Genomic DNA, 23929 nt, shown 5'->3' with positions numbered 1-23929 from the left:
CGTCCTCCCGTAAGTCATTGAAAATCAATTTTATTGAGAGTGCCGGTCTTCCCGCCGGATGATGGTCTGCCTGCTCGAGTGTCCTTTCCGTTGATGTGATGCGTCAAGAAGTATTCAGAGTGTCTTCAGGCCGGTTTCCGCCGACGTTCGGCCACGTCATGAGCCAGGCGGCGTGTGTAGGTTTCCAAGTCGACCAGAGCTGCGTCGACTGTTTCGGCGTCCTGCGCCTCCAGCGCGTCGGCGATCTTGCTGTGCAGGCGGATGATCTCTTCGCGCGAGCGTGCGGTGAAGGTGATCATGTTCATCAGGGGCTGCATCGCTTCGACCGCGCCGGCCAGTTGATAGGACAGGACAGGGTTGCCCGCACCATCGACCAGCGCCCGGTGAAAGGCCACGTCCGACGCACAGAAGGCCTCATCCGTCAGGCCGGGCTGCGCCTGCCGGAAGATCTCCGCGCGCATGGTGGCCAATTGATCCGCGGTGCGCCGTTGGGCGGACAAGGGCGCGCAGGCCCGCTCCAACGCATAGCGGGCCTCGCAAGCGGTGTCGAAACTGACCTCGTTCATCGACAGCAGCAGCGTCGAAGTCGTGATCTGCTGAGAATAGGCGTCCTGGAAACTCAGCCGGTTGACGAAGGCACCCCCCGTCGCGCCGCGCTGGGTGCGGATCAGCGATTGCGCCGCCAGCCGTTTCAGCGCCTCGCGCACGGTGGGGCGCGACACCTGGAACTGGTCCGCCAGCTCGGATTCCGAGGGCAGGCGCTCGTCCACGATCAGCTCTCCTGATACGATGGCATCGCGGATGGCCTGGGCGATCTGTGCAGACAGGTCGGTGCTTTTCTGAGGATCGATTTTCATATTCTGCAGGCCGCCGTGAAAAATTTATTTGTCTGACATTTAAAAGTCTGACATTTGAAAAGCAAGCACCGAGTCGGGAGGGAACATGAGTCGGGCACTTCTACGCAGCGGTTTGTGGCTGGGCTTTTTCGTCCTGATCCTGTGGGCCTGGTGGGTGATGTACACCATGAGCCGCGACATGGGCGTCGATTGGATTGGCCGACCCGGGCCGATGGCCGAAGCGATGCGTGCGATGGATCCCCGCATGGACATGTACATGCCGATGGCCGAGTTCGGCCCGCTGTTCGTGATGTGGGCGATCATGATGGCCGCGATGATGCTTCCGACGTTGGTCCCAACACTGAGAAGCTATGAGGACTTGATCCAGAGCGCCAATGGAACAAGGCTCGGGTGGGTCGGCGTTCTGTTGGGTTATTTCGTGGTCTGGGCCGGGTTCGCCGCGTTGATCACAGGAGTTCAGCTGGCTTTGCTGTTCGGGGGCGTGATCGACATGCTGGGCATTGCCAAATCTCCGCTCTTTGCTGCCGGCCTTCTGATCGCCGTCGGCGCCTTTCAATTCACGCGGGCCAAGGAGGTGTGCCACGGGGTGTGTCATGCACCCATGACCTATTTCCTTGGACACTGGCGCACCGGATTCTCTGGCGGTCTGCGCATGGGGCTGGGGCTTGGCGCCTTTTGTGTCGGCTGCTGCTGGGGGTTCATGGCGCTTGGCTTTGTCGGAGGCGTGATGAGCCTGCTGTGGATGGGCTTGGCGACCCTGTTCATGGTGTTGGAGAAATTGCCCCAGATCGGTCATGTTCTGACACGGCCGCTGGGTTTCGCTTTGATTGCAGGTGGCCTTGGGCTGCTGATCTACCCAATTGCATACGGAGGATAAGCCGATGGCAAAAAACAGAAAACCCGATGCCGACAAGCTGCCGGTCAGTCAGCGAATTGACAGCCGGATGCCCAATCCCAAGCGCCGAGAGATGAGCCCGACGGACTGGGCCATCAAGGGTGAGCTTATCCTGAACTGCTCCTGCGACGTGTTCTGCCCCTGCGTGGTTTCGCTTGGGGCGCATCCTCCGACCGAAGGGCATTGTCATGCCTGGATGGGCGTGATCATCGACGAGGGACACTATGAAGGTGAGGACTTGTCGGGTCTGAACGTCGGTCTGCTGGTCGATATTCCCGGCCGGATGGGCGAAGGCCAGTGGAAGGTTGCCGCTTACGTGGATGAGCGCGCAAGTGGCAAGGCGTACAACGGCCTGTTGCAGATTTTCAGCGGGCAGGCCGGTGGCACAACTGGGCTGTTCACGATGCTGGTGAGTGAAATCATCGGCGCCGAGCGTGCTCCGGTGCAGATCGAGCGCGACGGCAACAAACGCCGCATCGTCATCGGCCGCAAGATCCAGGGTGAGATCGAGATGCTGGCAGGCAAAGACCCCGAACATCCTGTCATGGTTTCGAATTCCAAATATTGGATGGGTCCGGACATCATCGTGGCGCGTGGCACCAAGTCGAAGGTGCGCGACTATGGTCGTGTCTGGGATTTCGGCGGCAAATCTGCCGAAATCTGCCCGATCGACTGGCACGGACCCAAGTGATGATCACCGGCGCCTATGCTCGGCAGATGGCCCGCTATAACCGCTGGCAGAACAGCCAGTTGGCGGGTTTTCTTCGAGAGCTTTCTCCCGAGGAGTTGACCCGGGAACGCGGCGCGTTTTTCGGGTCGATCCTGGGGACTGCCAACCATCTGCTGTGGGGCGACTGGATCTGGATGTCCCGGTTCGACAAAGGTCCGGGGCCTGAAAGCAATCCGCACCGCAAGGGCGGCGGTATTCACGAAAGCGTCCACCTGTGCCCGGATCTGGCGCACTGGCTTCCACTGCGCGAGACCATCGATGCCCGGATCGATGCTTGGGTTGATACTCTGGGCGACGAGCCAATCTCGGGCCCGTTCACATGGTATTCCGCAGCAAAAGAAGAAAACATTACATTACCTTACGCCGTGTGTGTGATGCATTTTTTCAATCATCAAACGCATCACCGGGGACAAATCCACAAAATGCTGACCGAGGCCGGGTCTGAGGCTCCGGTCAGTGATCTCGTTTTCTTGCCCGAGGAGGTCTAAGTGCCACAGATTTCTTTGTCGCGCCGGCTGCGGCGCACGCCGTTCTCCGACGGGGTCGAGGCGGCCGGTGTCAAAGGTTATACCGTGTACAACCGGATGTTGCTGCCCACGGTATTTGAAAGCGTCGAGGCCGACTATCGGCATCTCAAAACCCACGTGCAGGTCTGGGACGTATCATGCGAGCGGCAGGTCGAACTGCGCGGTCCCGATGCGGCGCGGCTGATGCAGATGCTGACCCCGCGCGACCTGCGCGGCATGCTGCCGGGCCAGTGCTACTATGTGCCGATCGTGGACGAAACCGGGGGAATGCTGAACGATCCCGTGGCGGTGAAACTGGCGGATGACCGCTGGTGGATTTCGATCGCAGACAGCGATTTGCTGTTGTGGGTCAAAGGCTTGGCCAACGGATATCGGCTGGATGTTCTGGTGGATGAACCAGACGTGTCGCCCTTGGCGGTGCAGGGACCCAAGTCGGATGACCTGATGGCGCGGGTCTTTGGCGACCGGGTGCGTGATATCCGCTTCTTCAAGTTCGACATGTTCCAGTTCGAGGGGCGTGATCTGGCGATTGCGCGGTCGGGCTATTCCAAACAGGGCGGGTTCGAGATCTATGTCGAAGGCGGCGACGTCGGCATGCCCTTGTGGAATGCGCTTTTCGCCGCCGGAGAGGACCTGCAGGTTCGGGCGGGCTGCCCCAACCTGATCGAGCGGATCGAGGGCGGGTTGCTGTCTTACGGCAATGACATGACCGATGACAACACTCCCCATGAATGCGGGTTGGGCAAGTTTTGCAACACGCATACGGCCATTGGCTGCATCGGGCGGGATGCGCTGTTGCGGGTGGCCAAAGAGGGGCCGGTTCAGCAAATCCGTCCGATCGCGATCGAGGGCGACGCGGTGCCCCCCTGCGATCGGCCGTGGCCGGTCTATGGCGGCGGCAAGCGTGTGGGCCAGGTGACCTCGGCCACCTGGTCGCCGGATTTTCAAACCAACGTGTCGATCGGTATGCTGCGGCTGAGCCATTGGGATCCGGGAACGCAGGTTGAAGTCGAAACGCCGTCTGGAATGCGGACTGCAATCGTGCAGGACAAGTTCTGGATTTGAGCCGGGAAGGGCGCGCGGGACGCGCCCGGGAAGTATTTGGGCCAGATGAGAAATCGCTCGGGCCACGGTCAATGAAAGGAATTGGAATATGTTCAACGCTTTGGTGATGGAAAAGGACGAGGAAAGCGGACTGGCCAGCCCGGTGATCAAGCAGATCTCGGAAGATGACTTGCCGCATGGTGAAGTACGTGTGGCCGTCGAGTTCTCGACCGTCAACTACAAGGATGGTTTGTGCATGTCGCCCAAGGGCGGCGGTCTGGTCCGAAATTATCCGCATGTGCCCGGGATCGACTATGCCGGAACTGTCGAAGAATCCTCGGACGACCGGTACAAACCCGGCGACAAGGTCGTGCTGACCGGTTGGCGCGTGGGTGAGGCGCATTGGGGCGGATACGCCCAGAAGGCCAGCGCGCTGGCCGACTGGCTCGTCCCTCTGCCCGAGGGGTTGAGCACGCGCCAGGCCATGGCCGTGGGAACTGCCGGTTTTACCGCGATGCTGGCGGTGATGGCGCTGGAAGATCACGGTCTGACGCCCGACCGTGGACCGGTTCTGGTAACCGGTGCTGCCGGGGGCGTCGGCTCGGTTGCCACGGCGATTTTGGCCAATCTGGGATATGAAGTTGCGGCTGTGACCGGGCGGCCAGAAACCGAAGGCTATCTGAAGGCGCTTGGCGCCACGTCGATCGTGCCGCGTGACGAGTTGAACGAAACCACCAAACGTCCGCTGGAAAGCGAAACCTGGGCTGGCTGCGTTGATGCCGTCGGGGGCGCAATGCTGGCGCGCGTTCTGGGTCAGATGAAGTATGGCGCCTCAGTGGCAGCGGTCGGTCTGGCCGGTGGCGCGGGCTTGCCGGCGACCGTCATTCCGTTCCTGCTGCGCGGAGTCAACCTGTTGGGTATCGACAGCGTGATGCAGCCGTTCGACAACCGACTGCGGGCCTGGCAGCGGGTGGCTTCGGATCTGCCGATGGACAAGCTGGAAGCGATGATTCAGCCGGCCACTCTGAATGATCTTCCGAAGCTGGGTGCCGACATCCTCAACGGTCAGGTCAAGGGACGCGTGGTCGTTGACCTGAACGCCTGAGCCTTAGTTTTTTCTGTGCCAGACCGGCCCGCCACAGGGCCGGTCTTTTTTGTCCGGGGGATCGGTTTTTTCGCGGAAACAACTCTGGTCATTGCCACATTTCCTGATCATGATTGCTATACATCCCAGGTGCGATGGCGTAAGAGCCATTCCAACATCACCTGAAGACGGGGAGTGAGCAGCATGTCTGACGATTTTGAACTGGACACCGATGATTTGAAACGCCGCATGGATGGCGCGATGGCCAACCTCAGAACCGAATTCGCGTCGCTGCGCACCGGACGTGCGTCGGCTTCGATGCTCGAGCCGGTTATGGTGGATGCGTATGGGTCGATGACACCGATCAACCAGGTCGGCACTGTAAACGTTCCCGAGCCGCGTATGGTCACCGTGAATGTTTGGGACAAGGCTTTGGTCGGCAAAGTGGAAAAGGCGATCCGGGAAAGCGGACTGGGCATCAACCCGCAGCTGAATGGCACGATCATCATGCTGCCGATCCCCGAGCTGAACGAAGAGCGCCGCCGCGAGCTGGGCAAAGTGGCCGGGCAATACGCCGAACACGCCCGCGTTGCTATTCGCAACGTGCGGCGCGATGGGATGGATCAGATCAAGAAAGCCAAGGCCGACGGCCTGTCGGAAGACGATCAGAAGTTCTGGGAAACCGAGGTTCAGGAACTGACCGACCAGATGATCAAGGCCGTCGATACGGCCCTTGAGGCCAAGCAGGCCGAAATCATGCAGGTTTGAGCGCAAGCCATGCCCGCTGATCCCCAAAACGAGCCCCACTGTGGTCCGCGTCACGTGGCCATCATCATGGATGGCAACGGTAGGTGGGCCCAGGCGCGCGGCCGGCCACGGCTGTACGGGCATCACGCCGGTGCCCGTCGGGTGCGCGAAGTGGTCGAAGCCTGTCCGGGGCTGGGGATCAAGTACCTGACGATTTTTGCCTTCTCGACGGAAAACTGGAAACGGACCCAGGTCGAGGTTGCCGGTTTGATGAGCCTGTTCAAGCGCTACATCATCAAGGAAACCCGAACACTGACCCAAAACGGTATCCGTGTCCGATTCATCGGCGACAGGGTGCGGCTGGATGCCAAACTGATCGAGTTGATGGACACGTTGGAGCGCGAGACGGCCAACAATGACCTTGTCCACCTGACCGTCGCTCTCAACTATGGTGGTCGGGACGAAGTGGCCCGGGCAACCAAGCGGCTGGCGCGGGACGTTGCCGCAGGCAACCTGCGGCCAGAAGATGTCGACGAGGAAACGCTGCCCAGATATCTGGACACGCGCGTCCTGCCTGACCCCGATCTGGTCATTCGCACCAGCGGCGAGGCGCGGATATCGAATTTCCTTCTCTGGCAATCCGCTTACTCGGAATACGAATTCATCGACACGCTCTGGCCCGACTTCACCGCGGCCGAGCTGGAACGGCTGTGCAAGAGCTTCGGGTCGCGCGAACGCCGGTTCGGAGCAGTTCCGGCATGACGGACGGCCGATGGTCCGACCTCACCACCCGGGTGTTGTCTGCCCTGGTGCTGGTCGCTATTGGAGCGGTCGAGGTTTGGCTGGGCGGACTATGGTTCGAGACATTTGTTGCCGCAGCGTGCGGTCTGATGACCTGGGAACTGGTTCGCATGATCGATTCCGATCGGATGGGCGTCGCGGTTCAGTTGGGAATCCTGACCGGCGTTGCCGTCATGCTCAGCTATCATGTTCCGCCGCTCTACAAACTGCCCTTTCTGATCGCGCCCGCACTGGTCGGGGCAGGGCAGGTCTCGCACTCACGCGGGATCTACGTGCTGTTTGCCATGTGGATTGCCTGTGCGGGTTACGGGTTTATCCAGATCCGCGAGACGATGGGGTTTGGCTGGATGGTCTGGTTGATCTTGGTCGTCGTTGCCACGGACGTAGCTGGGTACTTCGTGGGAAAGACGTTCGGTGGCCCGAAGTTCTGGCCGCGGGTCAGCCCCAAGAAAACCTGGTCGGGCACGGCGGGCGGCTGGGTGGCAGCCGCGCTGGTGGGCGCAGCCGTTGCCGCGTATGCCGGGTTTGGCTACCGGTTTGTTTTGGTTTCGGTCCTGGCCTCGATGGCCAGCCAGGCCGGTGATATCGTGGAAAGCGCCGTCAAGCGGCGGTTCGGGGTCAAAGACAGCTCGAACCTGGTGCCAGGACATGGCGGTTTTCTGGATCGATTTGACGGCATGATGGGTGCATCGCTGATGGTTCTGATCGCGTCGCTGGTCTATTCGCCCGGGGAAATCTGATGCGAAAGGTTTCGATATTCGGCGCGACCGGATCGATTGGCCAGAATACGATCGATCTGATTGCTCGGGCCCCGGAGGATTACAAGGTGGTCGCCGTCACCGGCGGGGCGAATGTCCGGCAGTTGGCGCAGGACGCCCGCCGGCTGGGCGCTGAAGTGGCAGTAACCGCCTTTGACCAGCATCTGGATGATCTTCGTGATGCATTGTCCGGCACAGGGATCGAGGCTGCCGCGGGCGCAACCGCGCTGATCGAAGCGGCCGCTCGCCCGGTAGACTGGGTCATGTCCGCCATTGTTGGCTCGGCCGGTTTGGCGCCGGGGCTTGAGGCTTTGAAGCAAGGCGCGACCCTGGCCTTGGCAAACAAGGAAACGCTGGTGTGTGCCGGCCCGCTTGTTCTGGAAACCGCGGAACGCCATGGCGCGCGTCTGCTGCCTGTCGACAGCGAGCATTCGGCGGTCTTTCAGGCGCTTGTGGGTGAAGACATGGATGCGGTCGAGCGCATCATCATCACTGCCAGCGGCGGCGCCTTTCGCGACTGGCCGGTCGAGAAGCTGGCCGGCGCTACGGTCGAGCAAGCTTCGAGCCACCCCAATTGGGACATGGGTCAGCGGATAACGATCGACAGCGCCTCGATGTTCAACAAGGCGCTGGAAGTAATAGAGACCAAAGAGTTTTTCGGGATCAACGCTGAACGGATCGAGGTTGTGGTTCACCCGGAATCCATCGTGCATGCTCTCGTCGGATTTCGCGATGGCGCAGTGATGGCGCATTTGGGCGCGCCTGATATGCGGCATGCGATCGGCTATGCACTGCATTGGCCCGAAAGGCGCGACCTGCCGGTGCCGCGCCTGGACCTGGCCAAGTTGGGCCAGCTGCGTTTTCGTGATCCGGACCCGGCGCGTTACCCGGCCCTGCGGCTGGCCCGCGAGGTCATGCAGCGCGGTGGCCTGTCAGGCGCGATCTTCAACGCCGCCAAGGAGCGTGCGTTGGATCATTTCATCGGTCAACGCATCGGCTTTCTGGACATGACCGACGCCGTGGCCGCCGTTCTGGGCCGTTTCGACGATGCAGGCGGCCTTATTGATGCCCCTTTGACCCTTGATAACGTCCTGAAAACGGACCATCTGGCACGTCAATGGGTGGATGACGCCGTACTACGAAGAGCAGGATAGAATTTTGGACATACTCTCGCTGATCCCGCAATTTGGTGGGCTGGTCTATACGATTGCCGCATTCGTCGTGGCGCTGTCCGTCATCGTGGCGGTGCATGAATACGGGCACTACATCGTTGGCCGCTGGTCGGGGATCCATGCCGAGGTGTTCTCGTTGGGGTTTGGTCCGGTGCTATGGAGCCGAATGGACAAACGCGGCACCAAATGGCAGATCGCTCTGCTGCCTTTTGGCGGTTACGTGAAATTCCTGGGCGATGCCAATGCGGCCTCGGGCAAGGACACCGAGACGATGGCCGAAATCACCACGCAAAGCCCCGAAGAATTGCGTCGGACGATGCATGGCGCACCGCTTTGGGCGCGGACAGCCACGGTTGCAGCCGGGCCGGTCTTCAATTTCGTTCTGTCGATCCTTGTCTTCGGTTTGATCTTCTGGTCGCAAGGCGTGACCCGCGAGCCACTGACGGTCGGATCGCTGAAACCTCTGCCGGGCACCGTGCAGGAGCTTCAGGAGGGGGACGAAATCGTTGCGATCGCTGGCATCCCCACGCCTGATTTCGATCAGGAGGGGGCCTGGACCGAGTTTACCGAAGCGCTGCCGGTGCAGCCGGTTCTCGAATACACTGTCATCCGCGACGGCCAGACCCTCGACGTGTCGGCTCCGTGGCTGTTCCCGCCCTTGATCCAGCAGGTCGCCCCGCGCAGTGCTGCGATGGATATCCAGTTGCAGGCGGGCGACGTCATCACCTCGGTTGATGGCGACCCGATTTTTGCCTTCGAACAGCTCAAGGAAAAGGTCGAAAGCTCGGACGGAAAGGTGCTTCTGCTGGACGTCTGGCGCGACGGCGCCGAGTTGGAATTTGCACTGGCGCCGCGTCGCACGGATGAACCACAGGCGGACGGCGGCTTCAAAACCGAATGGCGGATTGGAATCGTCGGCGGCATGATGCTGGTCCCGGCGACCGAACCTGCGGGTCTAGTCGACTCGCTGCATGGCGGTGTCATCCAGACCGGCCGCATCATCGAGGGGTCGCTGTCCGGCATATGGCACATGGTCACCGGTGCGATCAGCACCTGCAACATGTCCGGACCCATTGGTATCGCGGAAACCTCGGGCGCGATGGCGAGCCAAGGGGCGCAGAGCTTCATCTTCTTCATCGCGGTTCTGTCCACTGCTGTAGGCTTGCTGAACCTGTTCCCAATCCCGGCATTGGACGGGGGGCACCTTGTTTTCTACGCCTACGAAGCAGTCGCGGGGAAACCGCCCAGCGACCGAGCTTTGCAACTGTTGATGGCGGTGGGCATCACGTTAATTCTCAGCCTCATGATCTTCTCGGTAAGCAACGACCTGTTCTGCTGATTGTGGCGGCATTGACGCGTTGCGGTCGCAAAATTGCCTCAATTCAAACCTAGTTTGTTTGGGGTAATTCTGCCGAGACATGCAATTAAGCGGGCTGTAACCAATGACCAAGGCATTGCGAAATTCCTATCGGGGCTTCAGCTTCCTGTTCGTATTGAACTGGGACGCGTTGCTGAGCTTTGGGCTGACCGCTTTGGCACTGGCAGGCGCCGCATATCTGGCCGGTATGTGATTCCCCATACCCAGCTGAACGACCCGAGCGCGACCGATCCGGTCGCGTTTTTCGTTTGTGCTTTTGACAAGGCCCACCAGAGCGGCTACTCAACTTCTAAAGTCCGAAATTCTAGGTAGAGACAAAAATGGCTTACAGGAGAGGCGCGGGCACATCCTGCGGTACTGCGCAACCGCACGGCAACATTTTGTGGCGGGCACTAACGATTTTTTTCCTCTTTGCGGCAATGAGTTTTACGGCGGTTCCGCAAGCCGCCCAGGCCCAGACCTACACGATTTCGTCGTTCGATGTTCAGGGCAACCGTCGCATTGAGACGTCCACCATCATCGCCCGGACAGGAATCACACCCGGTCAGACAGTCACTGCGGGCCAGTTGAATGACGCCTACCAGCGTTTGCTTGACAGTGGTGTTTTTGAGACAGTCGAATTGACCCCGCGAGGGAACACTCTGGTGATCGAGGTCGCCGAGTATCCGACGATCAACAAGATCAGCATCGAGGGCAATCGCCGCGTCAAGGATGACGTGTTGATCCAGGCAATCTCGTCGCAGCCGCGCCGCGTGTTTACGCCGCAAGTCGCGGAGTCCGACGCTGACAAGATCGCCGAAATCTACTCGGCGCAAGGCCGCGTATCGGCCACTGTCATTCCGCGGATCATCCGCCGCAGCGACAACCGGGTGGACCTGGTTTTTGAAGTGGCGGAAGGCACCACGATTGAGATCGAGCGCGTCAGCTTTGTTGGAAACCGCGCCTATTCCGACCGTCGTCTGCGCCGTGTCCTTGAATCCAAGCAGGCCAACATCCTGCGCACCTTCCTGCGCGGTGACACGTTCATTGCCGACCGCATCGAATTCGACAAACAGGTTCTGCGTGATTTCTACCTGTCGCGCGGCTATGTCGATTTTCGGATCAACAGCGCCAATGTCGAGTTCACGCGGGAGCGCGACGCCTTTTATCTGGTGATGAACATCACCGAAGGTCAGAAATTCTCGTTCGGCAACATCTCGACAGTCAGCGAAATCCCGGGCGTTGATGCGGCCGAGTATCAGAAGGCCCTCAAGATCAAACCTGGTGTCACGTATTCGCCAACTCTGATTGAGAATTCGATCGCTCGGCAGGAACGTCTTGGCCTGAAGCAGGGCGTCGACTTCCTACGTGTTGAGCCGCGCGTGACCCGCAACGACCGTGACCTGACGCTGGATGTTCAGTTCGTGCTGACCAGAGGCCCGCGCATCTTTGTCGAACGGATCGACATCGAGGGCAACACGACCACTCTAGACCGGGTCATCCGGCGCCAGTTCGACACGGTAGAGGGTGACCCCTTCAACCCGCGCGAAATCCGGCAGAGCGCCGAACGTATCCGGGCCTTGGGTTTCTTCTCGGTCGCGGATGTGGAAACCCGCGAAGGGTCCAGCCCCAGCCAGGTGATCGTGGACGTGGATGTCCAAGAGCAGCCGACCGGTTCACTGGCGTTGGGCGGTAGCTACTCGGTTTCCGACGGTTTCGGGATCGCCATCCGGCTTGAGGAACGGAACTTCCTCGGGCGCGGACAGGAATTTGGCCTGACGCTGTCGACTGCGCAGGACTCTGAGCAGTACGTCATCAACTTTGCCGAACCGTATCTGCTGGGCCGCAAACTGCGTTTTGATCTGGGCTTTGGTCTTTCGAGAACCAATTCCAGCTTTGCCAGCTATGACACCAAGAGTGTGTTCTTCAATCCGCAGATCAGTTACGCAATTGGCGAACTGTCCTCGTTGCGGCTGCGGTACAACTGGAACAAGTCCGAAATGTCGCAACAGGACGATGAGGTAAACGGGGCAGTCATCGCGTCGGAAATCGCGCAAGGCAAACGTTCGACAAGCTCGCTGGGGTTGGCCTATGTCTATGACAGCCGACTGGGCGGCCTGAACCCGAATGCAGGTGTTCTGTTCGAGGTCGGCGTGGACGCGGCTGGCCTTGGTGGCGACAACAAGTACTTCAAGACCTCGACCCGGGCGATTGCCCAAACAAAGGTCCTTAACGAAGAAATGACGCTGCGCGCGTCCTTCGAGGCCGGCGCGCTCCATTGGCAGGGTGACGACTTCAGCCGGGCAATTGACCGTTATGTTCTGGGTCCGACAACGTTCCGCGGCTTCGAGCCGGCCGGTATCGGCCCTCGTGACCTGTCGAACGGGCAGGATGATGCGATCGGCGGCAACTACTACTGGGTCGCCCGGTTCGAGTCGGACTTCCCGTTGGGGCTGCCCGAAGAACTGGGGCTGCGCGGCGGTGTCTTCTATGACATCGGCAACCTGTACAACATTAACAATGTTGATACGACAGGTGCCAATATCGTCGGCGCAGATGGCTCGATCCGTCAGGTTATCGGCGTCTCGCTGCTATGGGATACGCCGTTCGGTCCGCTGCGGTTCAACTTCTCGCAGGCCGTGAAGAAGGAAGACTTCGACAAAGAGCAGAACTTCGACTTTACAATTCAGGCACGGTTCTGACGTCCATGGTCAAGACGATATCGAAGTTTGTACAGGGCCCGTTGCGGGCCCTGTGTGTTTTGATCTTCCTGGTAGTGTCGCTCCCAGTGGCGGCCCAGCAGTTGGGTGTGCCGCAATCCGGCGTGCTGACCATCTCCAGCGACCGGATCTTCACCGACTCCGCATTCGGGCGACGGATTTTTGATGAGATCGAAGCAGAAAGTGCTGCGCTGGCCGCTGAAAATGAACGCATCGTTGCCGAGCTGAGCCGCGAGGAAAAAGAGCTGACGCAAAAGCGCGAAGTTCTGAGCCCTGAGGAGTTCCGCCCGCTTGCGGAAGCCTTCGACCGAAAGGTCCAGTCTCACCGCGAGGGGCAACGCGCGAAACTGGATGCTCTGGCCCGCCGCAGTGACGAGGCGCGCAATCAGTTCTTTGAGCTGGCCCAGCCCGTGCTCATCGACCTGCTGCGTGAAACTGGCGCGTCGCTGATCATCGAACGATCCAACGTATTTCTCAGCTCGGACGCCTCGGATGTTACGGCCATCGCCATCCGCAAGATCGACGCTGCCATCGGCGACGGATCGCAGCTGGAAGAGGGCGACAAGCCATAGCGTGGCTTGCCCTTGGGTACGGGTATTGCTAACCACGCGTGAACGAGACCCCGAGAACAGGACATCCTGAAAATGACCACGGAAACCAAGAGCGCCGACATTCAGCTGATCCAGCGGATCCTGCCGCATCGCTATCCGTTCCTGCTGGTTGACAAGGTTGTCGAGATCGACGGCTATCAGTCGGCGGTCGGCATCAAGAACGTCACCATGAACGAGCCGCATTTCCAGGGCCATTTCCCCGGTACGCCGATCATGCCCGGCGTGACCATCGTCGAAGCGATGGCGCAAACCGCAGGTGTTATGCTGGGCGTCGGCATGGATGTCATCGACAGCGAACTGCTGATCTATTTCATGAATATCGACAAGTGCAAATTCCGCCGCAAAGTGGTGCCGGGTGACGTGCTGAAAATGCATGTCGAAACCGTGCGCGGCAAGAAGGGCGGCAAGATCTTCAAGTTCAGCGGCCGTGCGACCGTTGACGGCGAAGTGGCGGCCGAGGCCGAGTTTTCGGCCTATGTCGATTGGGATATGGAAAAAACAGCATGAGCCGAATTCATCCCAGCGCGATCATCGAAGACGGCGCTCAGATCGGCCAGGACTGCGTAATCGGCCCGTTCTGCCATGTGGGGCCACAGGTGCGTTTGGGCGACCGAGTCGAATTGAAGTCGCATGTGGTGGTCACCGGGGATACCTCGATCGGTGACGACTGCGTCATCTTCAACTTTTCGGTGATTGGTGAAATCCCGCAGGACCTCAAGTTCGGGGGCGAAAACACGCGACTGGAAATCGGCAGGCGAAACCGCATCCGGGAACACGTTACGGTCAATACCGGCACCGAGGGTGGCGGCGGCGTGACCCGCATCGGCGATGACTGCCTGCTGATGGCCGGGGTTCATGTGGCGCATGACGTGCAGATCGGCAACCGGGTGATCATGGTGAACCATTCCGGCGCCGCCGGCCACTGCATCATCGAGGATGACGTGATCCTCGGCGGCATTTCCGGCTTGCATCAATGGGTGCGCGTGGGCCGCGGCGCCATCATCGGTGCGCTGACCATGGTGCCCAACGATGTCATCCCTTACGGCCTGGTTCAGGCCTCGCGTGGCGAATTGGAAGGGCTGAACCTTGTCGGCCTTAAACGCCGTGGCGTTTCCCGGGCGGACATTTCGGCGCTGCGTGCGGCCTTTCGCGAACTGTCCGAAGGCGAGGGCACCTTCATGGACCGCGCCAAGCGACTGGGCGACAGCACCGACAGCGACTATGTACGTCAGATCGTGGAATTCGTGACGGGCGAAAGCGATCGTTCGTTCCTGACACCAAGGAAATAGGATCATGCTGGCTCTGATCGCGGGAACAGGGGTTTTGCCGGACGAACTGGTTGCGCACCTGCCGGAACGCCCCTTGGTTTGCGCGATGGAGGGATTTCAGCCTGACACTCTGACGCCAGACGTGACCTTCCCGCTGGAGCAGTTGGGCAGTTTTATCGCCGAGCTCAAAGCGCGCGGCGTCACAGATGTATGCCTCGCAGGTGCCGTTCGCAGGCCAGAAATAAACCCCGCCCGGATTGACGCGCAGACCATGCCCTTGGTTCCGATCATACAGCAGGCGTTGATGTCGGGCGACGACGGAGCCTTGCGGGCGGTGATCGGCATTTTGGAGGACGCCGGTCTGCGCGTGCGGGCCGCGCACGAGATTGCGCCGGACCTGTTGCCTCCGCTCGGGTGTCTGACCCAGGCCCAGCCGACCGAGGCGGAGCTGGGCGATGCAAATCGGGCCGTGGGTGTCCTGCGGGCTATGGGGGCTGCGGATATCGGACAGGCCTGCGTGGTTCACAAGGGCCAGGTTCTGGTAGTCGAAGGGGCCTTCGGCACGGCCTGGATGCTGCAATCGCTGGCCGCGCGCCCGGATGCGGGCGGCGGTATTCTGTTCAAGGGCCCCAAGCCGGGCCAAGACCGACGTGCCGATCTGCCTGCCATCGGCCCCGACACCGTATCCAGCGCCGTTGCCGCCGGATTGTCCGGCATCGTCATCGAAAAGGGTGGGGTGATCGTGTTGGACCGGCCCCAAGTGATCGCGGAATGCGACCGCCTGGGCCTGTTCCTGCACGTACATGAGCGGGCCGTCTGATGCGCGTTTTTCTGGTCGCCGGTGAACCGTCGGGCGACCGTCTGGGCGGTGCGCTGATGGAGGGGTTGAAGACCCTTGTTCCGGATATCGAATTCGACGGGGTTGGCGGGCCGCTGATGCAGGCCCAGGGTCTGGTCAGTCGCTTCCCGATGTCCGAGCTCAGCGTGATGGGCCTGGTCGAGGTTCTGCCCAAGTTTTTTCATCTCAAACGTCGCATCGCCGAAACGGCACAGGCCGTTCTTGATACCCAGCCCGACGTTCTGATTACTATCGACAGCCCCGACTTTTCGCTGCGCGTGGCCAAGCAGGTCAAGGCGCGCAGCAATATACGCACCGTGCACTACGTCGCGCCCAGCGTCTGGGCTTGGCGCCCCAAGAGGGCGGACAAGATGGCCAAGGTCATCGACCATGTTCTGGCCCTGCTGCCGTTCGAGCCGCCCTATATGGAAAACGCCGGAATGGAGTGCGATTTCGTCGGCCACCCGGTGGCCAGCGAGCCGGTTGCAACCGACGCGCAGATCGCACAGTTCCGCGCCGATCACGGGCTGGGCGACGCGCCAATCCTGCTGGCCTTGCCCGGCTCGCGCCGGGGTGAGGTCGATCGGCTGGCGCCCGTATTCGGAGCGGCGCTTGACCTGTACCTGAAAGACCGCCCCGACATGCGAGTGGTGGTTCCGGCGGTCGCGCATGTGGCCGATACCGTGGCCGCCCATGTCCGGTCCTGGCCGGGGCAGCCGGTCGTGGTGGACCCGCGCAACATCGCCACGGATCAGGCGGTGGCCAGCAAACGTGCGGCCTTTGCCGCCGCCGAGATCGCGCTGGCCGCATCCGGCACGGTCTCATTGGAGCTGGCGGCCCAGTCCACGCCGATGGTGATTGCCTATAAACTGACCTGGCTGACCCAGAAGATCGCCGAACGCATGGTCAAGCTGGATACGGTCACGCTGGTCAACCTGGTGTCCGAAACCCGGACAGTGCCGGAATGCCTGCTGGATGACTGCACGCCTGAAGCCATTTCCGCCGCGCTTGACTCCGTGTCGGCCGCGCCGGACGCGCAGGAACAGGCCATGGCCGTCACGATGGAGCGTCTCGGCCGCGGTGGCGAAGCGCCCGGTCTTCGGGCCGCGCGCGCGGTGTTGGAGCGGATGACGCCGTGATGCTGGACTATGTGGTCTTTGCGGCCTCGGCCTTCATGGCGCAGGTGCTGACCAATCTCGACAACCTCATGGCGCTGGTCGCCCTAATGATCGTAACCGGCCCGCAACGCGCGGTTCTGGGGTTCCTGCTGGCACAGGGGCTTGTGATCGGCGCGGCTTTCCTGCTGGCGCTGGGGGTCGAAGATGTTGTGCCGCACTGGGCGGGCTACCTCGGCGCCATCCCTCTGGCCTTGGGGCTTTTTGGGGCCGCTCGACAGCTTCGCGGAACAAATGCGCAGGACGCGCCCGCAGTGCCGGGCAGCGCCTCGGCGCTTGTGACAATGTTGTTGTTCACAAGCCTTTCGATGGACACGTTTGCGGTCCTCGCCCCCTTGCTGGCGGACTCGACCCCCGATTTCCGGCTGGCAGGTGTGCTCGGGGCAGGTCTGGCCGCGCTCTCCCTTGCGGTTGTGGGGCTGATCGGTGGGCGCGCCCAGATCATGACGGGGCGCCTGGCGCAACGGCTGGAGTACCTCGTGCCTTACGTCATGATCTGCGCCGGGCTTTATATTCTCAGCAATTCGTGGACCGACGCGGTTCAGTAACCGCGCCAGATCCAGCCGCCGCCAAAGATCCGGCTGCCACCGGTTTCATAGAACACGCAGGCCTGACCGGGCGAGACACCTTCCTCGGGCGTCAGCAATTCGACCTCGGCGGTGGTGTCGGTCAGCGGGCGGATGATTGCCTCGCGCGGGGGGCGGGTCGAGCGGACCTTGACCGAAACATGCCATTCTTTCTGCGAGGTGAAGGGCTCATCGCCCAGCCAGTTGATCTCGCGCACGGGAATGGTGCGGGTGGCCAGCAGTTCCTTTGGGCCGACGACGACCTGTTTGCGATCCACGTCCAGCTTGACGACATAGAGCGGCTCACTGAGCCCGCCGATGCCAAGACCGCGTCGCTGGCCGATCGTGTAGTGGATTACGCCGTCGTGCTGGCCCAGAACGCGACCGTCGGCGTGAACGATCTCGCCCGGTTCGGCCGCGCCGGGGCGCAGTTTCTCGATCACGCTGGCATAGTTGCCGTTGGGCACGAAGCAGATGTCCTGGCTGTCGGGCTTATCGGCTACGCTCAGCCCGTATTGCGCGGCCATCTCGCGGGTCGCGTCCTTGGACGGCAGATGCCCCAGCGGGAAGCGCAGGAACTCCAACTGCTCGGGCGTGGTCGAGAACAGGAAATAGGACTGGTCGCGGTTGGCATCCTCGGCGCAGTGCAATTCGGGGCCATTGGGACCCATTTTGCGCTGGATGTAATGGCCGGTCGCCATGCAGTCGGCCTCGAGATCCTTGGCGGTTTCCAACAGGTCCTTGAACTTGACGCGCTCGTTGCAGCGGATGCAGGGCACCGGAGTTGCGCCGGCCAGATAGCTGTCGGCGAACTCGTCAATCACGGCGTCCTTGAAGATGTTTTCATAATCCAGAACGTAGTGCGGAAAGCCGCGTTCCTCGGCCACGCGGCGGGCGTCGTGGATGTCGATCCCGGCACAGCACGCGCCCTTCTTGGCCAGCGCCGCTCCGTGGTCGTAGAGCTGCAGCGTCACACCCACCACATCATAACCCTGATCCGCCAGATACGCCGCCACGACCGAGCTGTCGACACCGCCCGACATGGCGACGACCACCCGCGTTTCCGACGGGGGTTTGGCAAAGCCAAGCGAGTTCAGAGGGGTCTCGGTGTCGAGGGCCATGGGCTGTTCCAGTCCGGGTTAAGAAAGACCGGCAGAATATAGGAAAATTCTACGCACTCTCAAGGGGCGGTTTCACCGCGCATTAAGTAGACTGCCGTCAGCTTTGTGGCACCAGAAAAAGGGTCAAAAGATGTATTTGCACAAAGTTGAGGGACCAAGGTCAGTTACCCTGCCGGATGGGTCTGTTTTGTCCCGAGCGGATTTGCCGCCTGCGGATACGAAACGCTGGGTCGCATCAAGAAAGGCCATTGTCGTTCGAGGCGTGCTTTACGGATTGATCTCCTTGTCGGACGCCAAGAAACGATACGGCCTGAGTGACGAAGAGTTCAACACATGGGTGTCTGCGGTCGCCGAACACGGAATCGAGGCCTTGAAAGTGACGGCGCTAAAAAAATATAGACAACCTAAAGGCGAAAGCGAATAAATGATTCAACGGTAACGTCAGATTAACCATTTGTGATCAGGGTTAACCCGAACTGGAATAGTTGACCTGAATTGGAGCAGTGCAATGCGAATTCTTCTTGTCGAGGATGATCCGACCACGTCCAAAAGCATCGAGCTGATGCTGACGCATGCCAACCTGAACGTGTATGCGACGGACCTGGGCGAGGAAGGCATAGATCTGGCCAAGCTGTATGACTACGATCTGATCCTGCTTGACCTGAACCTGCCGGACATGAACGGACATGAAGTCCTGCGTCAGTTGCGCATTGCAAGGGTTGAAACGCCGATCCTGATCCTTTCCGGAGCCGACGACACTGAAAGCAAGATCAAGGGCTTCGGTTTCGGGGCCGACGACTACCTGACCAAACCGTTCCACCGCGAGGAGTTGGTGGCGCGAATCCATGCGATCATCCGCCGATCCAAAGGTCATTCGCAATCGATTATCCGAACCGGACGAATCGCGGTCAATCTGGATGCCAAGACGGTCGAGGTTGACAATCAGGCGGTGCATCTGACCGGCAAGGAATACCAGATGCTTGAGCTTCTGAGCCTGCGCAAGGGCACGACCCTGACCAAGGAAATGTTCCTGAATCACCTTTACGGCGGCATGGACGAGCCGGAACTCAAGATCATCGACGTTTTCATCTGCAAGCTGCGCAAGAAGCTCAGCAATGCCACAGGCGGCGAGAACTACATCGAAACGGTGTGGGGCCGAGGATATGTATTGCGCGACCCCCAGACGGACACGGTGGAAAGCACTCGCTTGGCCGTCGGCGCCTGAAAATCTGACCCATCCGCCACCGCGGTCCAGGGTGGCACTCGCACTCACGGCTCAGCACATCTGGACCTGACCATGACCTCGCCCTATCACTGGGGTCCAAGACGATGTGACAGGGCGAGGCCATGAGCAATTCGATTGCAGTAGAAGATCTGACCGAGGACCAGGCTCGAGAGGAATTGGCACGCCTTGCGGAACTCTTGCAGCAGGCCAACGACCTGTATCACGGCCAGGACGCGCCCGAGATCTCGGATGCCGAATACGATGCCCTGAAACTTCGGAATCTCGAAATCGAGTCGCGGTTCCCGCAGCTAAAGCGCCCCGACAGCCCCAGCGATCAGGTTGGTGCGCGACCGGTGGACGGTTTCGGTAAAGTGACCCATGCGGTCCGCATGATGTCGCTTGGAAACGCATTCGACGATGAGGACGTAGCAGACTTTGTTCGGTCCGTACGAAACTATCTTGGGCTGAGCGAAGAGGCGCCCCTCGAATTCACGGCCGAACCAAAGATCGACGGTTTGTCGCTGTCTCTGCGTTACGAGGACGGCGAACTGGTGCAGGCGGCAACACGGGGCGATGGTGAGGTCGGCGAAAACGTCACGGCCAATGCGTTGACCGTTTCAGATATCCCTCAAAAGATCGCCGACGCGCCCGGGATCCTGGAGGTTCGCGGCGAAGTCTATATGTCTCATGACGATTTCGAGAAGCTGAATGCCAAGCAGGCAGAGGCGGGGGCGAAGTTGTTTGCGAATCCGAGAAATGCGGCCGCCGGTTCGCTACGCCAGCTTGACCCAGAAGTTACGCGCGCAAGACCCCTGCGGTTCTTCGCCTATGCCTGGGGCGAAGTGTCCGAGCCGTTGGGAACCACTCAGTCATCTGCGTTGGATCGGTTGAAGTCCTTTGGCTTTTCCACCAACGACCTGACTGCCGTTTGCAGCTCGACCGCGCAAATGCTGGAGCACTACCGCGCAATCGAAGAGCAGCGCTCTACGCTTGGCTATGACATCGACGGCGTCGTCTACAAAGTGAACGATTTGTCGTTGCAGGCCCGTCTTGGGTTTCGCTCGACCACACCAAGATGGGCGATCGCTCATAAATTTCCTGCCGAACTCGCCTGGACCCGGCTTGAGGCGATTGACATTCAAGTTGGCCGCACCGGCGCGCTTAGCCCGGTTGCGCGGCTGCACCCGGTGACGGTTGGCGGTGTGGTCGTGTCCAATGCAACCTTGCACAACGAAGACTACATCGCCGGCCGGGATTCGAAAGGCGAGCAGATCCGCGACGGTAAAGATATCCGTGTTGGCGATTGGGTGCAGGTGTACCGCGCCGGCGATGTGATCCCCAAAATAGCCGACGTCGACCTGAGCAAAAGGCCGGAACAAGCTGTCCCGTTTGAGTTTCCGACGAAATGTCCGGAATGCGGCAGCGACGCGATCCGCGAGGAAGGCGACTCGGTGCGCCGCTGTACCGGAGGGGTGATCTGCCCGGCGCAAGCGGTCGAGAAACTGAAGCACTTCGTTTCCCGCAAGGCGTTTGACATCGATGGGTTGGGGGCCAAGCAGATCGAAATGTTCTACAACGACCCGGATCTGCCGATCCGTACGCCGGCAGACATTTTCACATTGCAAAAGCGGGACGCTGCAAATCTGAACAAGCTGGCCAACCGAAAAGGCTGGGGCAGTCAGAGCGCCGCAAAACTCTTTGCCGCGATCGAGGAAAAGCGGACAATTCCGCTGGGCCGCCTTCTGTTTGCGCTGGGTATTCGACACCTTGGTGAAGCCGCCTCGAACCTGATCGCCAATCACTACGGCACGTGGGACGCGTTCGAGCAGGCTGTCACGGCTGCCAGCCAATTCAGCGGACCCGAATGGGATGAACTGCTGAATATCGACGGCGTCGGTGAAGTCATGGCCCGGACCCTGGTTTCGACATTTGCTCAGGACGCAGAGCGCCAAAGCATCGATGCGCTGGTCGCCCAACTGAACGTACAAGAGGCCAAACGGCCGGATACATCGGGCAGCCCAGTCGCGGGAAAAACGGTTGTCTTTACGGGTACGCTCGAAAAAATGACCCGGGCCGAAGCAAAGGCCCGCGCGGAAGCCTTGGGGGCCAAAGTGGCTGGCTCAGTCAGCGCAAAAACGGACTATCTGGTGGCCGGCCCCGGCGCAGGTTCCAAGGCCAAGAAGGCGGCAGAGCTGGGGGTCGAAACCTTGGATGAAGACAGCTGGCTGCAGTTGATCGGGGACGCATGAGCGGCCGTCCAGAGCAACTGTTCCCGCTTTTTGCAGGGCTCGAGAGGCTGGATGGTATCGGTCCCAAGACCGCACGCCTGCTGGCGCAGACCGGGCTGGAAACGCCGCGTGATCTGCTGTTTGCATTGCCATATGCAGTAGTTGACCGGCGGCGGCGTGATACGATCCGGGGCGTCGATCTGCCCAAAACACTCACGGTGGAAGTCACCGTCGGCGCCCACCGCCCGGCGCACAACAGGGGCGGAGCCTATCGGATTTTCGTGCAGGACAGTCAGACCGATTTCCAGCTGGTCTTCTTTCACGCCCGGGCCGACTACCTGAAAAAGGTCCTGCCCGAGGGGGCGAGACGGGTGGTGTCCGGCAAGCTCGAACTGTTTGACGGTACAGCGCAAATGGTTCACCCGGACCACATTCTGCCGGTCGAGCAGGCCCACAGCATCCCCGAGTTTGAACCGGTCTACCACCTTACCCAAGGTGTCACCCAAAAGACGGCCTACAAGGCGGCGCAAAGCGCGCTGGCACGCCTGCCAGATTTGGCGGAATGGGCGGATCCTGCACAGGTTGCCCGCCAAACCTGGCCGACCTGGGCCGATGCAGTCCGGGCGGCCCACACACCGCAAGGTGCCGATGACGTGGCAGCCTTTGCTCCCGCGCGCGAACGCCTGGCCTATGACGAACTGTTCGCCCACCAACTGACTCTGGCTCTGGCCCGCCTGCGGGAACGCAAAACTCGTGGAACCGTAAGTGTCGCGACCGGGGCGTTGCAGACCCGTGTACTGGATGCGCTTCCGTACAAACCCACTGGGGCGCAGTTGCGTGCGATACGAGAGATAACCGAGGACATGGGCGCTCCGACCCGAATGAACCGCCTGCTGCAGGGGGACGTCGGATCCGGCAAGACACTGGTTGCGTTCATGGCGCTTCTGGTTGCGGTAGAGGCCGGTGGTCAGGGTGTCATGATGGCTCCGACCGAGATCCTCGCGCGCCAGCACCTGGAGGGCCTTCGCCCCCTGGCCGAGGACACCGGCGTGGTTCTCGAAATCCTGACGGGACGGGACAAGGGGTCCGAGCGCAAGGCGAAGCTGGCCGCGCTCAAGGCGGGTGACATCCAAATTCTGGTGGGCACTCACGCGGTTTTCCAGAACGATGTGGCATTCCATGACTTGCGTCTGGCGATTGTCGACGAACAGCACAGGTTCGGTGTCCGCCAGCGGATGGAGCTCTCTGAGAAGGGACAGGGGGCCGATGTTCTGGTCATGACAGCCACACCGATCCCACGCAGCCTTGCGCTTGCACAATATGGGGATATGGACGTCTCGGTCCTGGATGAGAAACCGCCGGGACGGAAACCGGTCAAAACTGCGATTGTCAGCACTTCGCGCATGGAGGAGGTGGTCGATCATCTGCGCCGCGCGATCGAAGACGGAAAGCAGTGTTATTGGGTCTGTCCACTGGTCGACGAATCCGAGGTCTCCGACCTCACCGCGGCCGAGGAACGGTTCAAACACTTGCGGGCCCAGCTGGGTGACGGAATCGTCGGCCTTGTGCACGGACAGATGCCCCCGGCCGAGAAAGATGCGGCAATGGCCGCCTTTCAGGACGGGCGGACCAAGGTTTTGGTTGCGACGACGGTCATTGAGGTGGGAGTAAACGTCCCCAACGCCACGATCATGGTCATTGAGCGGGCGGAAATCTTCGGGCTGGCCCAGTTGCACCAGCTACGCGGTCGGGTCGGACGCGGGCATGACGCGTCAACCTGTCTGTTGATGTATCAAGCGCCGCTCAGCGAAGGGGGCCGAAGACGGCTGGAAGTTCTGCGGGAAACCGAAGATGGATTCAGAATTGCCGAAACGGACCTCGAGATGCGCGGGGCAGGGGACCTGATCGGGACCGCTCAATCCGGTCTTCCCCGGTTCCAGATTGCCGACCTAGAACGGCAGGCTGGACTTATGGCTGTTGCACAATCTGACGCGCGTGCGCTGCTGGCTTCGGACCCGAAATTGACCTCGGAACGAGGTCAGGCCGCGCGTGTTCTTCTTTGGTTGATGAAACAGGATCAGGCCATCCGTTTGATTTCAGTGGGTTAGCGGGTTGCGCGCAAAAAGTTCACAAATGTTCTCATAAAGTTCTTTACTGATCCCCGGAAATATGAGAACAAAAGGTCAACAAAGGATTAATTCCCGA

Annotated in this window: 24 protein-coding genes; 22 read left to right on the top strand and 2 right to left on the bottom strand. The window is 60.5% G+C overall.

Translation table 11 applies throughout. The features are described from left to right. Nucleotides 1-125 precede the first annotated feature (125 nt). Nucleotides 126-857 carry a FadR/GntR family transcriptional regulator gene (locus tag ACR3EL_RS08530; RefSeq protein ID WP_170368415.1) on the bottom strand — a complete coding sequence of 244 codons (732 nt, stop codon included), beginning with the start codon at nucleotides 855-857 and terminating at the stop codon, nucleotides 126-128. 85 nt (nucleotides 858-942) lie between these two features. Here ACR3EL_RS08530 and ACR3EL_RS08525 point away from each other — a divergent pair, with 85 nt between their 5' ends. The 18 genes from ACR3EL_RS08525 to ACR3EL_RS08440 all read left to right on the top strand — a co-directional run bounded on the left by ACR3EL_RS08525 (nucleotide 943) and on the right by ACR3EL_RS08440 (nucleotide 17132). Continuing rightward, on the top strand, nucleotides 943-1734 hold the full coding sequence (locus ACR3EL_RS08525) for a DUF2182 domain-containing protein (protein ID WP_170371111.1): 792 nt from the start codon (nucleotides 943-945) through the stop codon (nucleotides 1732-1734). A gap of 4 nt (nucleotides 1735-1738) precedes the next feature. Next, complete coding sequence (locus ACR3EL_RS08520) at nucleotides 1739-2443, top strand: DUF1326 domain-containing protein (RefSeq protein WP_093962001.1); 705 nt, start codon at nucleotides 1739-1741, stop codon at nucleotides 2441-2443. Then, nucleotides 2443-2970: a DinB family protein gene (locus tag ACR3EL_RS08515; RefSeq protein WP_260066034.1), complete on the top strand. Its 528-nt coding sequence runs from the start codon at nucleotides 2443-2445 to the stop codon at nucleotides 2968-2970. The genes ACR3EL_RS08520 and ACR3EL_RS08515 overlap by 1 nt, the downstream gene beginning before the upstream one ends. Then, complete coding sequence (locus tag ACR3EL_RS08510) at nucleotides 2971-4074, top strand: dimethylsulfoniopropionate demethylase (RefSeq protein WP_170442650.1); 1104 nt, start codon at nucleotides 2971-2973, stop codon at nucleotides 4072-4074. It begins immediately after the preceding gene. An 88-nt stretch (nucleotides 4075-4162) separates the two neighbouring features. Then, the gene (acuI, locus tag ACR3EL_RS08505) at nucleotides 4163-5158 is read left to right on the top strand and encodes an acryloyl-CoA reductase (RefSeq protein ID WP_170338698.1); all 996 of its coding nucleotides are present in this window, start codon (nucleotides 4163-4165) and stop codon (nucleotides 5156-5158) included. Nucleotides 5159-5341: 183 nt separating this feature from the next. After that, nucleotides 5342-5905, top strand: coding sequence for a ribosome recycling factor (gene frr / locus ACR3EL_RS08500; protein WP_093962005.1), 564 nt, complete (start codon nucleotides 5342-5344; stop codon nucleotides 5903-5905). 9 nt (nucleotides 5906-5914) lie between these two features. After that, nucleotides 5915-6646 carry an isoprenyl transferase gene (locus tag ACR3EL_RS08495; protein ID WP_170368417.1) on the top strand — a complete coding sequence of 244 codons (732 nt, stop codon included), beginning with the start codon at nucleotides 5915-5917 and terminating at the stop codon, nucleotides 6644-6646. Beyond that, nucleotides 6643-7425 carry a phosphatidate cytidylyltransferase gene (locus ACR3EL_RS08490; protein ID WP_170338692.1) on the top strand — a complete coding sequence of 261 codons (783 nt, stop codon included), beginning with the start codon at nucleotides 6643-6645 and terminating at the stop codon, nucleotides 7423-7425. The genes ACR3EL_RS08495 and ACR3EL_RS08490 overlap by 4 nt, the downstream gene beginning before the upstream one ends. Continuing rightward, nucleotides 7425-8597: a 1-deoxy-D-xylulose-5-phosphate reductoisomerase gene (gene dxr, locus ACR3EL_RS08485; protein WP_170338690.1), complete on the top strand. Its 1173-nt coding sequence runs from the start codon at nucleotides 7425-7427 to the stop codon at nucleotides 8595-8597. Before ACR3EL_RS08490 ends, dxr begins: the two co-directional genes overlap by 1 nt. Before the next feature lie 4 nt (nucleotides 8598-8601). Further along, nucleotides 8602-9954, top strand: a complete 1353-nt coding sequence (rseP, locus tag ACR3EL_RS08480; protein WP_093962009.1) for an RIP metalloprotease RseP — start codon at nucleotides 8602-8604, stop codon at nucleotides 9952-9954. A gap of 103 nt (nucleotides 9955-10057) precedes the next feature. After that, on the top strand, nucleotides 10058-10186 hold the full coding sequence (locus tag ACR3EL_RS08475; RefSeq protein ID WP_254920122.1) for a hypothetical protein: 129 nt from the start codon (nucleotides 10058-10060) through the stop codon (nucleotides 10184-10186). Nucleotides 10187-10313: 127 nt separating this feature from the next. Continuing rightward, nucleotides 10314-12674 (top strand): outer membrane protein assembly factor BamA, encoded by a 2361-nt coding sequence (bamA, locus tag ACR3EL_RS08470; protein WP_170338688.1) that lies wholly within the window; start codon nucleotides 10314-10316, stop codon nucleotides 12672-12674. Nucleotides 12675-12748: 74 nt separating this feature from the next. Beyond that, complete coding sequence (locus tag ACR3EL_RS08465; protein ID WP_480721181.1) at nucleotides 12749-13264, top strand: OmpH/Skp family outer membrane protein; 516 nt, start codon at nucleotides 12749-12751, stop codon at nucleotides 13262-13264. 72 nt (nucleotides 13265-13336) lie between these two features. Beyond that, nucleotides 13337-13810, top strand: coding sequence for a 3-hydroxyacyl-ACP dehydratase FabZ (fabZ, locus tag ACR3EL_RS08460; RefSeq protein WP_093962012.1), 474 nt, complete (start codon nucleotides 13337-13339; stop codon nucleotides 13808-13810). Next, entirely contained in the window at nucleotides 13807-14592 is a 786-nt protein-coding gene (gene lpxA, locus ACR3EL_RS08455; protein ID WP_170338685.1) for an acyl-ACP--UDP-N-acetylglucosamine O-acyltransferase, read from the top strand. The genes fabZ and lpxA overlap by 4 nt, the downstream gene beginning before the upstream one ends. A 4-nt stretch (nucleotides 14593-14596) precedes the next feature. Then, nucleotides 14597-15391, top strand: a complete 795-nt coding sequence (locus tag ACR3EL_RS08450; protein WP_170338683.1) for an LpxI family protein — start codon at nucleotides 14597-14599, stop codon at nucleotides 15389-15391. Beyond that, entirely contained in the window at nucleotides 15391-16548 is a 1158-nt protein-coding gene (lpxB, locus tag ACR3EL_RS08445) for a lipid-A-disaccharide synthase (RefSeq protein WP_170459178.1), read from the top strand. Before ACR3EL_RS08450 ends, lpxB begins: the two co-directional genes overlap by 1 nt. Continuing rightward, nucleotides 16548-17132 (top strand): hypothetical protein, encoded by a 585-nt coding sequence (locus tag ACR3EL_RS08440; protein WP_217372046.1) that lies wholly within the window; start codon nucleotides 16548-16550, stop codon nucleotides 17130-17132. Before lpxB ends, ACR3EL_RS08440 begins: the two co-directional genes overlap by 1 nt. On the opposite strand, the gene mnmA is transcribed toward ACR3EL_RS08440, so the two are convergent. Next, a complete protein-coding gene (gene mnmA, locus ACR3EL_RS08435) occupies nucleotides 17126-18271 on the bottom strand; it encodes a tRNA 2-thiouridine(34) synthase MnmA (RefSeq protein ID WP_170390053.1) in 1146 nt (381 codons plus the stop codon). The two genes, ACR3EL_RS08440 and mnmA, sit on opposite strands and share 7 nt — an antisense overlap. Nucleotides 18272-18401: 130 nt before the next feature. On the opposite strand from mnmA, the gene sciP reads away from it, so the two are divergent. The 4 genes from sciP to recG all read left to right on the top strand — a co-directional run bounded on the left by sciP (nucleotide 18402) and on the right by recG (nucleotide 23832). Further along, complete coding sequence (gene sciP, locus ACR3EL_RS08430) at nucleotides 18402-18695, top strand: CtrA inhibitor SciP (RefSeq protein ID WP_170338674.1); 294 nt, start codon at nucleotides 18402-18404, stop codon at nucleotides 18693-18695. A gap of 84 nt (nucleotides 18696-18779) precedes the next feature. Beyond that, nucleotides 18780-19496 carry a response regulator transcription factor CtrA gene (gene ctrA, locus ACR3EL_RS08425; RefSeq protein ID WP_480721177.1) on the top strand — a complete coding sequence of 239 codons (717 nt, stop codon included), beginning with the start codon at nucleotides 18780-18782 and terminating at the stop codon, nucleotides 19494-19496. Nucleotides 19497-19618: 122 nt separating this feature from the next. Continuing rightward, nucleotides 19619-21745, top strand: coding sequence for an NAD-dependent DNA ligase LigA (gene ligA, locus ACR3EL_RS08420; RefSeq protein WP_170338671.1), 2127 nt, complete (start codon nucleotides 19619-19621; stop codon nucleotides 21743-21745). Continuing rightward, the gene (gene recG / locus ACR3EL_RS08415; RefSeq protein WP_480721174.1) at nucleotides 21742-23832 is read left to right on the top strand and encodes an ATP-dependent DNA helicase RecG; all 2091 of its coding nucleotides are present in this window, start codon (nucleotides 21742-21744) and stop codon (nucleotides 23830-23832) included. Before ligA ends, recG begins: the two co-directional genes overlap by 4 nt. Nucleotides 23833-23929: the final 97 nt, after the last annotated feature.

The organism is Ruegeria sp. BJ3, from assembly GCF_056535665.1.
Note: the sequence above shows the minus strand (reverse complement) of the source record. Positions and strands in the feature narration are given on the sequence as shown.

Excerpts from the sequence above, each read along its gene's own strand:
- ACR3EL_RS08530 (WP_170368415.1), bottom strand. The coding sequence starts at position 857 with ATGAAAATCGATCCTCAGAAAAGCACCGACCTGTCTGCACAGATCGCC.
- ACR3EL_RS08525 (WP_170371111.1), top strand. The coding sequence starts at position 943 with ATGAGTCGGGCACTTCTACGCAGCGGTTTGTGGCTGGGCTTTTTCGTC.
- ACR3EL_RS08520 (WP_093962001.1), top strand. The coding sequence starts at position 1,739 with ATGGCAAAAAACAGAAAACCCGATGCCGACAAGCTGCCGGTCAGTCAG.
- ACR3EL_RS08515 (WP_260066034.1), top strand. The coding sequence starts at position 2,443 with ATGATCACCGGCGCCTATGCTCGGCAGATGGCCCGCTATAACCGCTGG.
- acuI (WP_170338698.1), top strand. The coding sequence starts at position 4,163 with ATGTTCAACGCTTTGGTGATGGAAAAGGACGAGGAAAGCGGACTGGCC.
- frr (WP_093962005.1), top strand. The coding sequence starts at position 5,342 with ATGTCTGACGATTTTGAACTGGACACCGATGATTTGAAACGCCGCATG.
- ACR3EL_RS08495 (WP_170368417.1), top strand. The coding sequence starts at position 5,915 with ATGCCCGCTGATCCCCAAAACGAGCCCCACTGTGGTCCGCGTCACGTG.
- ACR3EL_RS08490 (WP_170338692.1), top strand. The coding sequence starts at position 6,643 with ATGACGGACGGCCGATGGTCCGACCTCACCACCCGGGTGTTGTCTGCC.
- dxr (WP_170338690.1), top strand. The coding sequence starts at position 7,425 with ATGCGAAAGGTTTCGATATTCGGCGCGACCGGATCGATTGGCCAGAAT.
- ACR3EL_RS08475 (WP_254920122.1), top strand. The coding sequence starts at position 10,058 with ATGACCAAGGCATTGCGAAATTCCTATCGGGGCTTCAGCTTCCTGTTC.
- bamA (WP_170338688.1), top strand. The coding sequence starts at position 10,314 with ATGGCTTACAGGAGAGGCGCGGGCACATCCTGCGGTACTGCGCAACCG.
- fabZ (WP_093962012.1), top strand. The coding sequence starts at position 13,337 with ATGACCACGGAAACCAAGAGCGCCGACATTCAGCTGATCCAGCGGATC.
- lpxA (WP_170338685.1), top strand. The coding sequence starts at position 13,807 with ATGAGCCGAATTCATCCCAGCGCGATCATCGAAGACGGCGCTCAGATC.
- ACR3EL_RS08450 (WP_170338683.1), top strand. The coding sequence starts at position 14,597 with ATGCTGGCTCTGATCGCGGGAACAGGGGTTTTGCCGGACGAACTGGTT.
- lpxB (WP_170459178.1), top strand. The coding sequence starts at position 15,391 with ATGCGCGTTTTTCTGGTCGCCGGTGAACCGTCGGGCGACCGTCTGGGC.
- ACR3EL_RS08440 (WP_217372046.1), top strand. The coding sequence starts at position 16,548 with ATGCTGGACTATGTGGTCTTTGCGGCCTCGGCCTTCATGGCGCAGGTG.
- mnmA (WP_170390053.1), bottom strand. The coding sequence starts at position 18,271 with ATGGCCCTCGACACCGAGACCCCTCTGAACTCGCTTGGCTTTGCCAAA.
- sciP (WP_170338674.1), top strand. The coding sequence starts at position 18,402 with ATGTATTTGCACAAAGTTGAGGGACCAAGGTCAGTTACCCTGCCGGAT.
- ctrA (WP_480721177.1), top strand. The coding sequence starts at position 18,780 with ATGCGAATTCTTCTTGTCGAGGATGATCCGACCACGTCCAAAAGCATC.
- ligA (WP_170338671.1), top strand. The coding sequence starts at position 19,619 with ATGAGCAATTCGATTGCAGTAGAAGATCTGACCGAGGACCAGGCTCGA.
- recG (WP_480721174.1), top strand. The coding sequence starts at position 21,742 with ATGAGCGGCCGTCCAGAGCAACTGTTCCCGCTTTTTGCAGGGCTCGAG.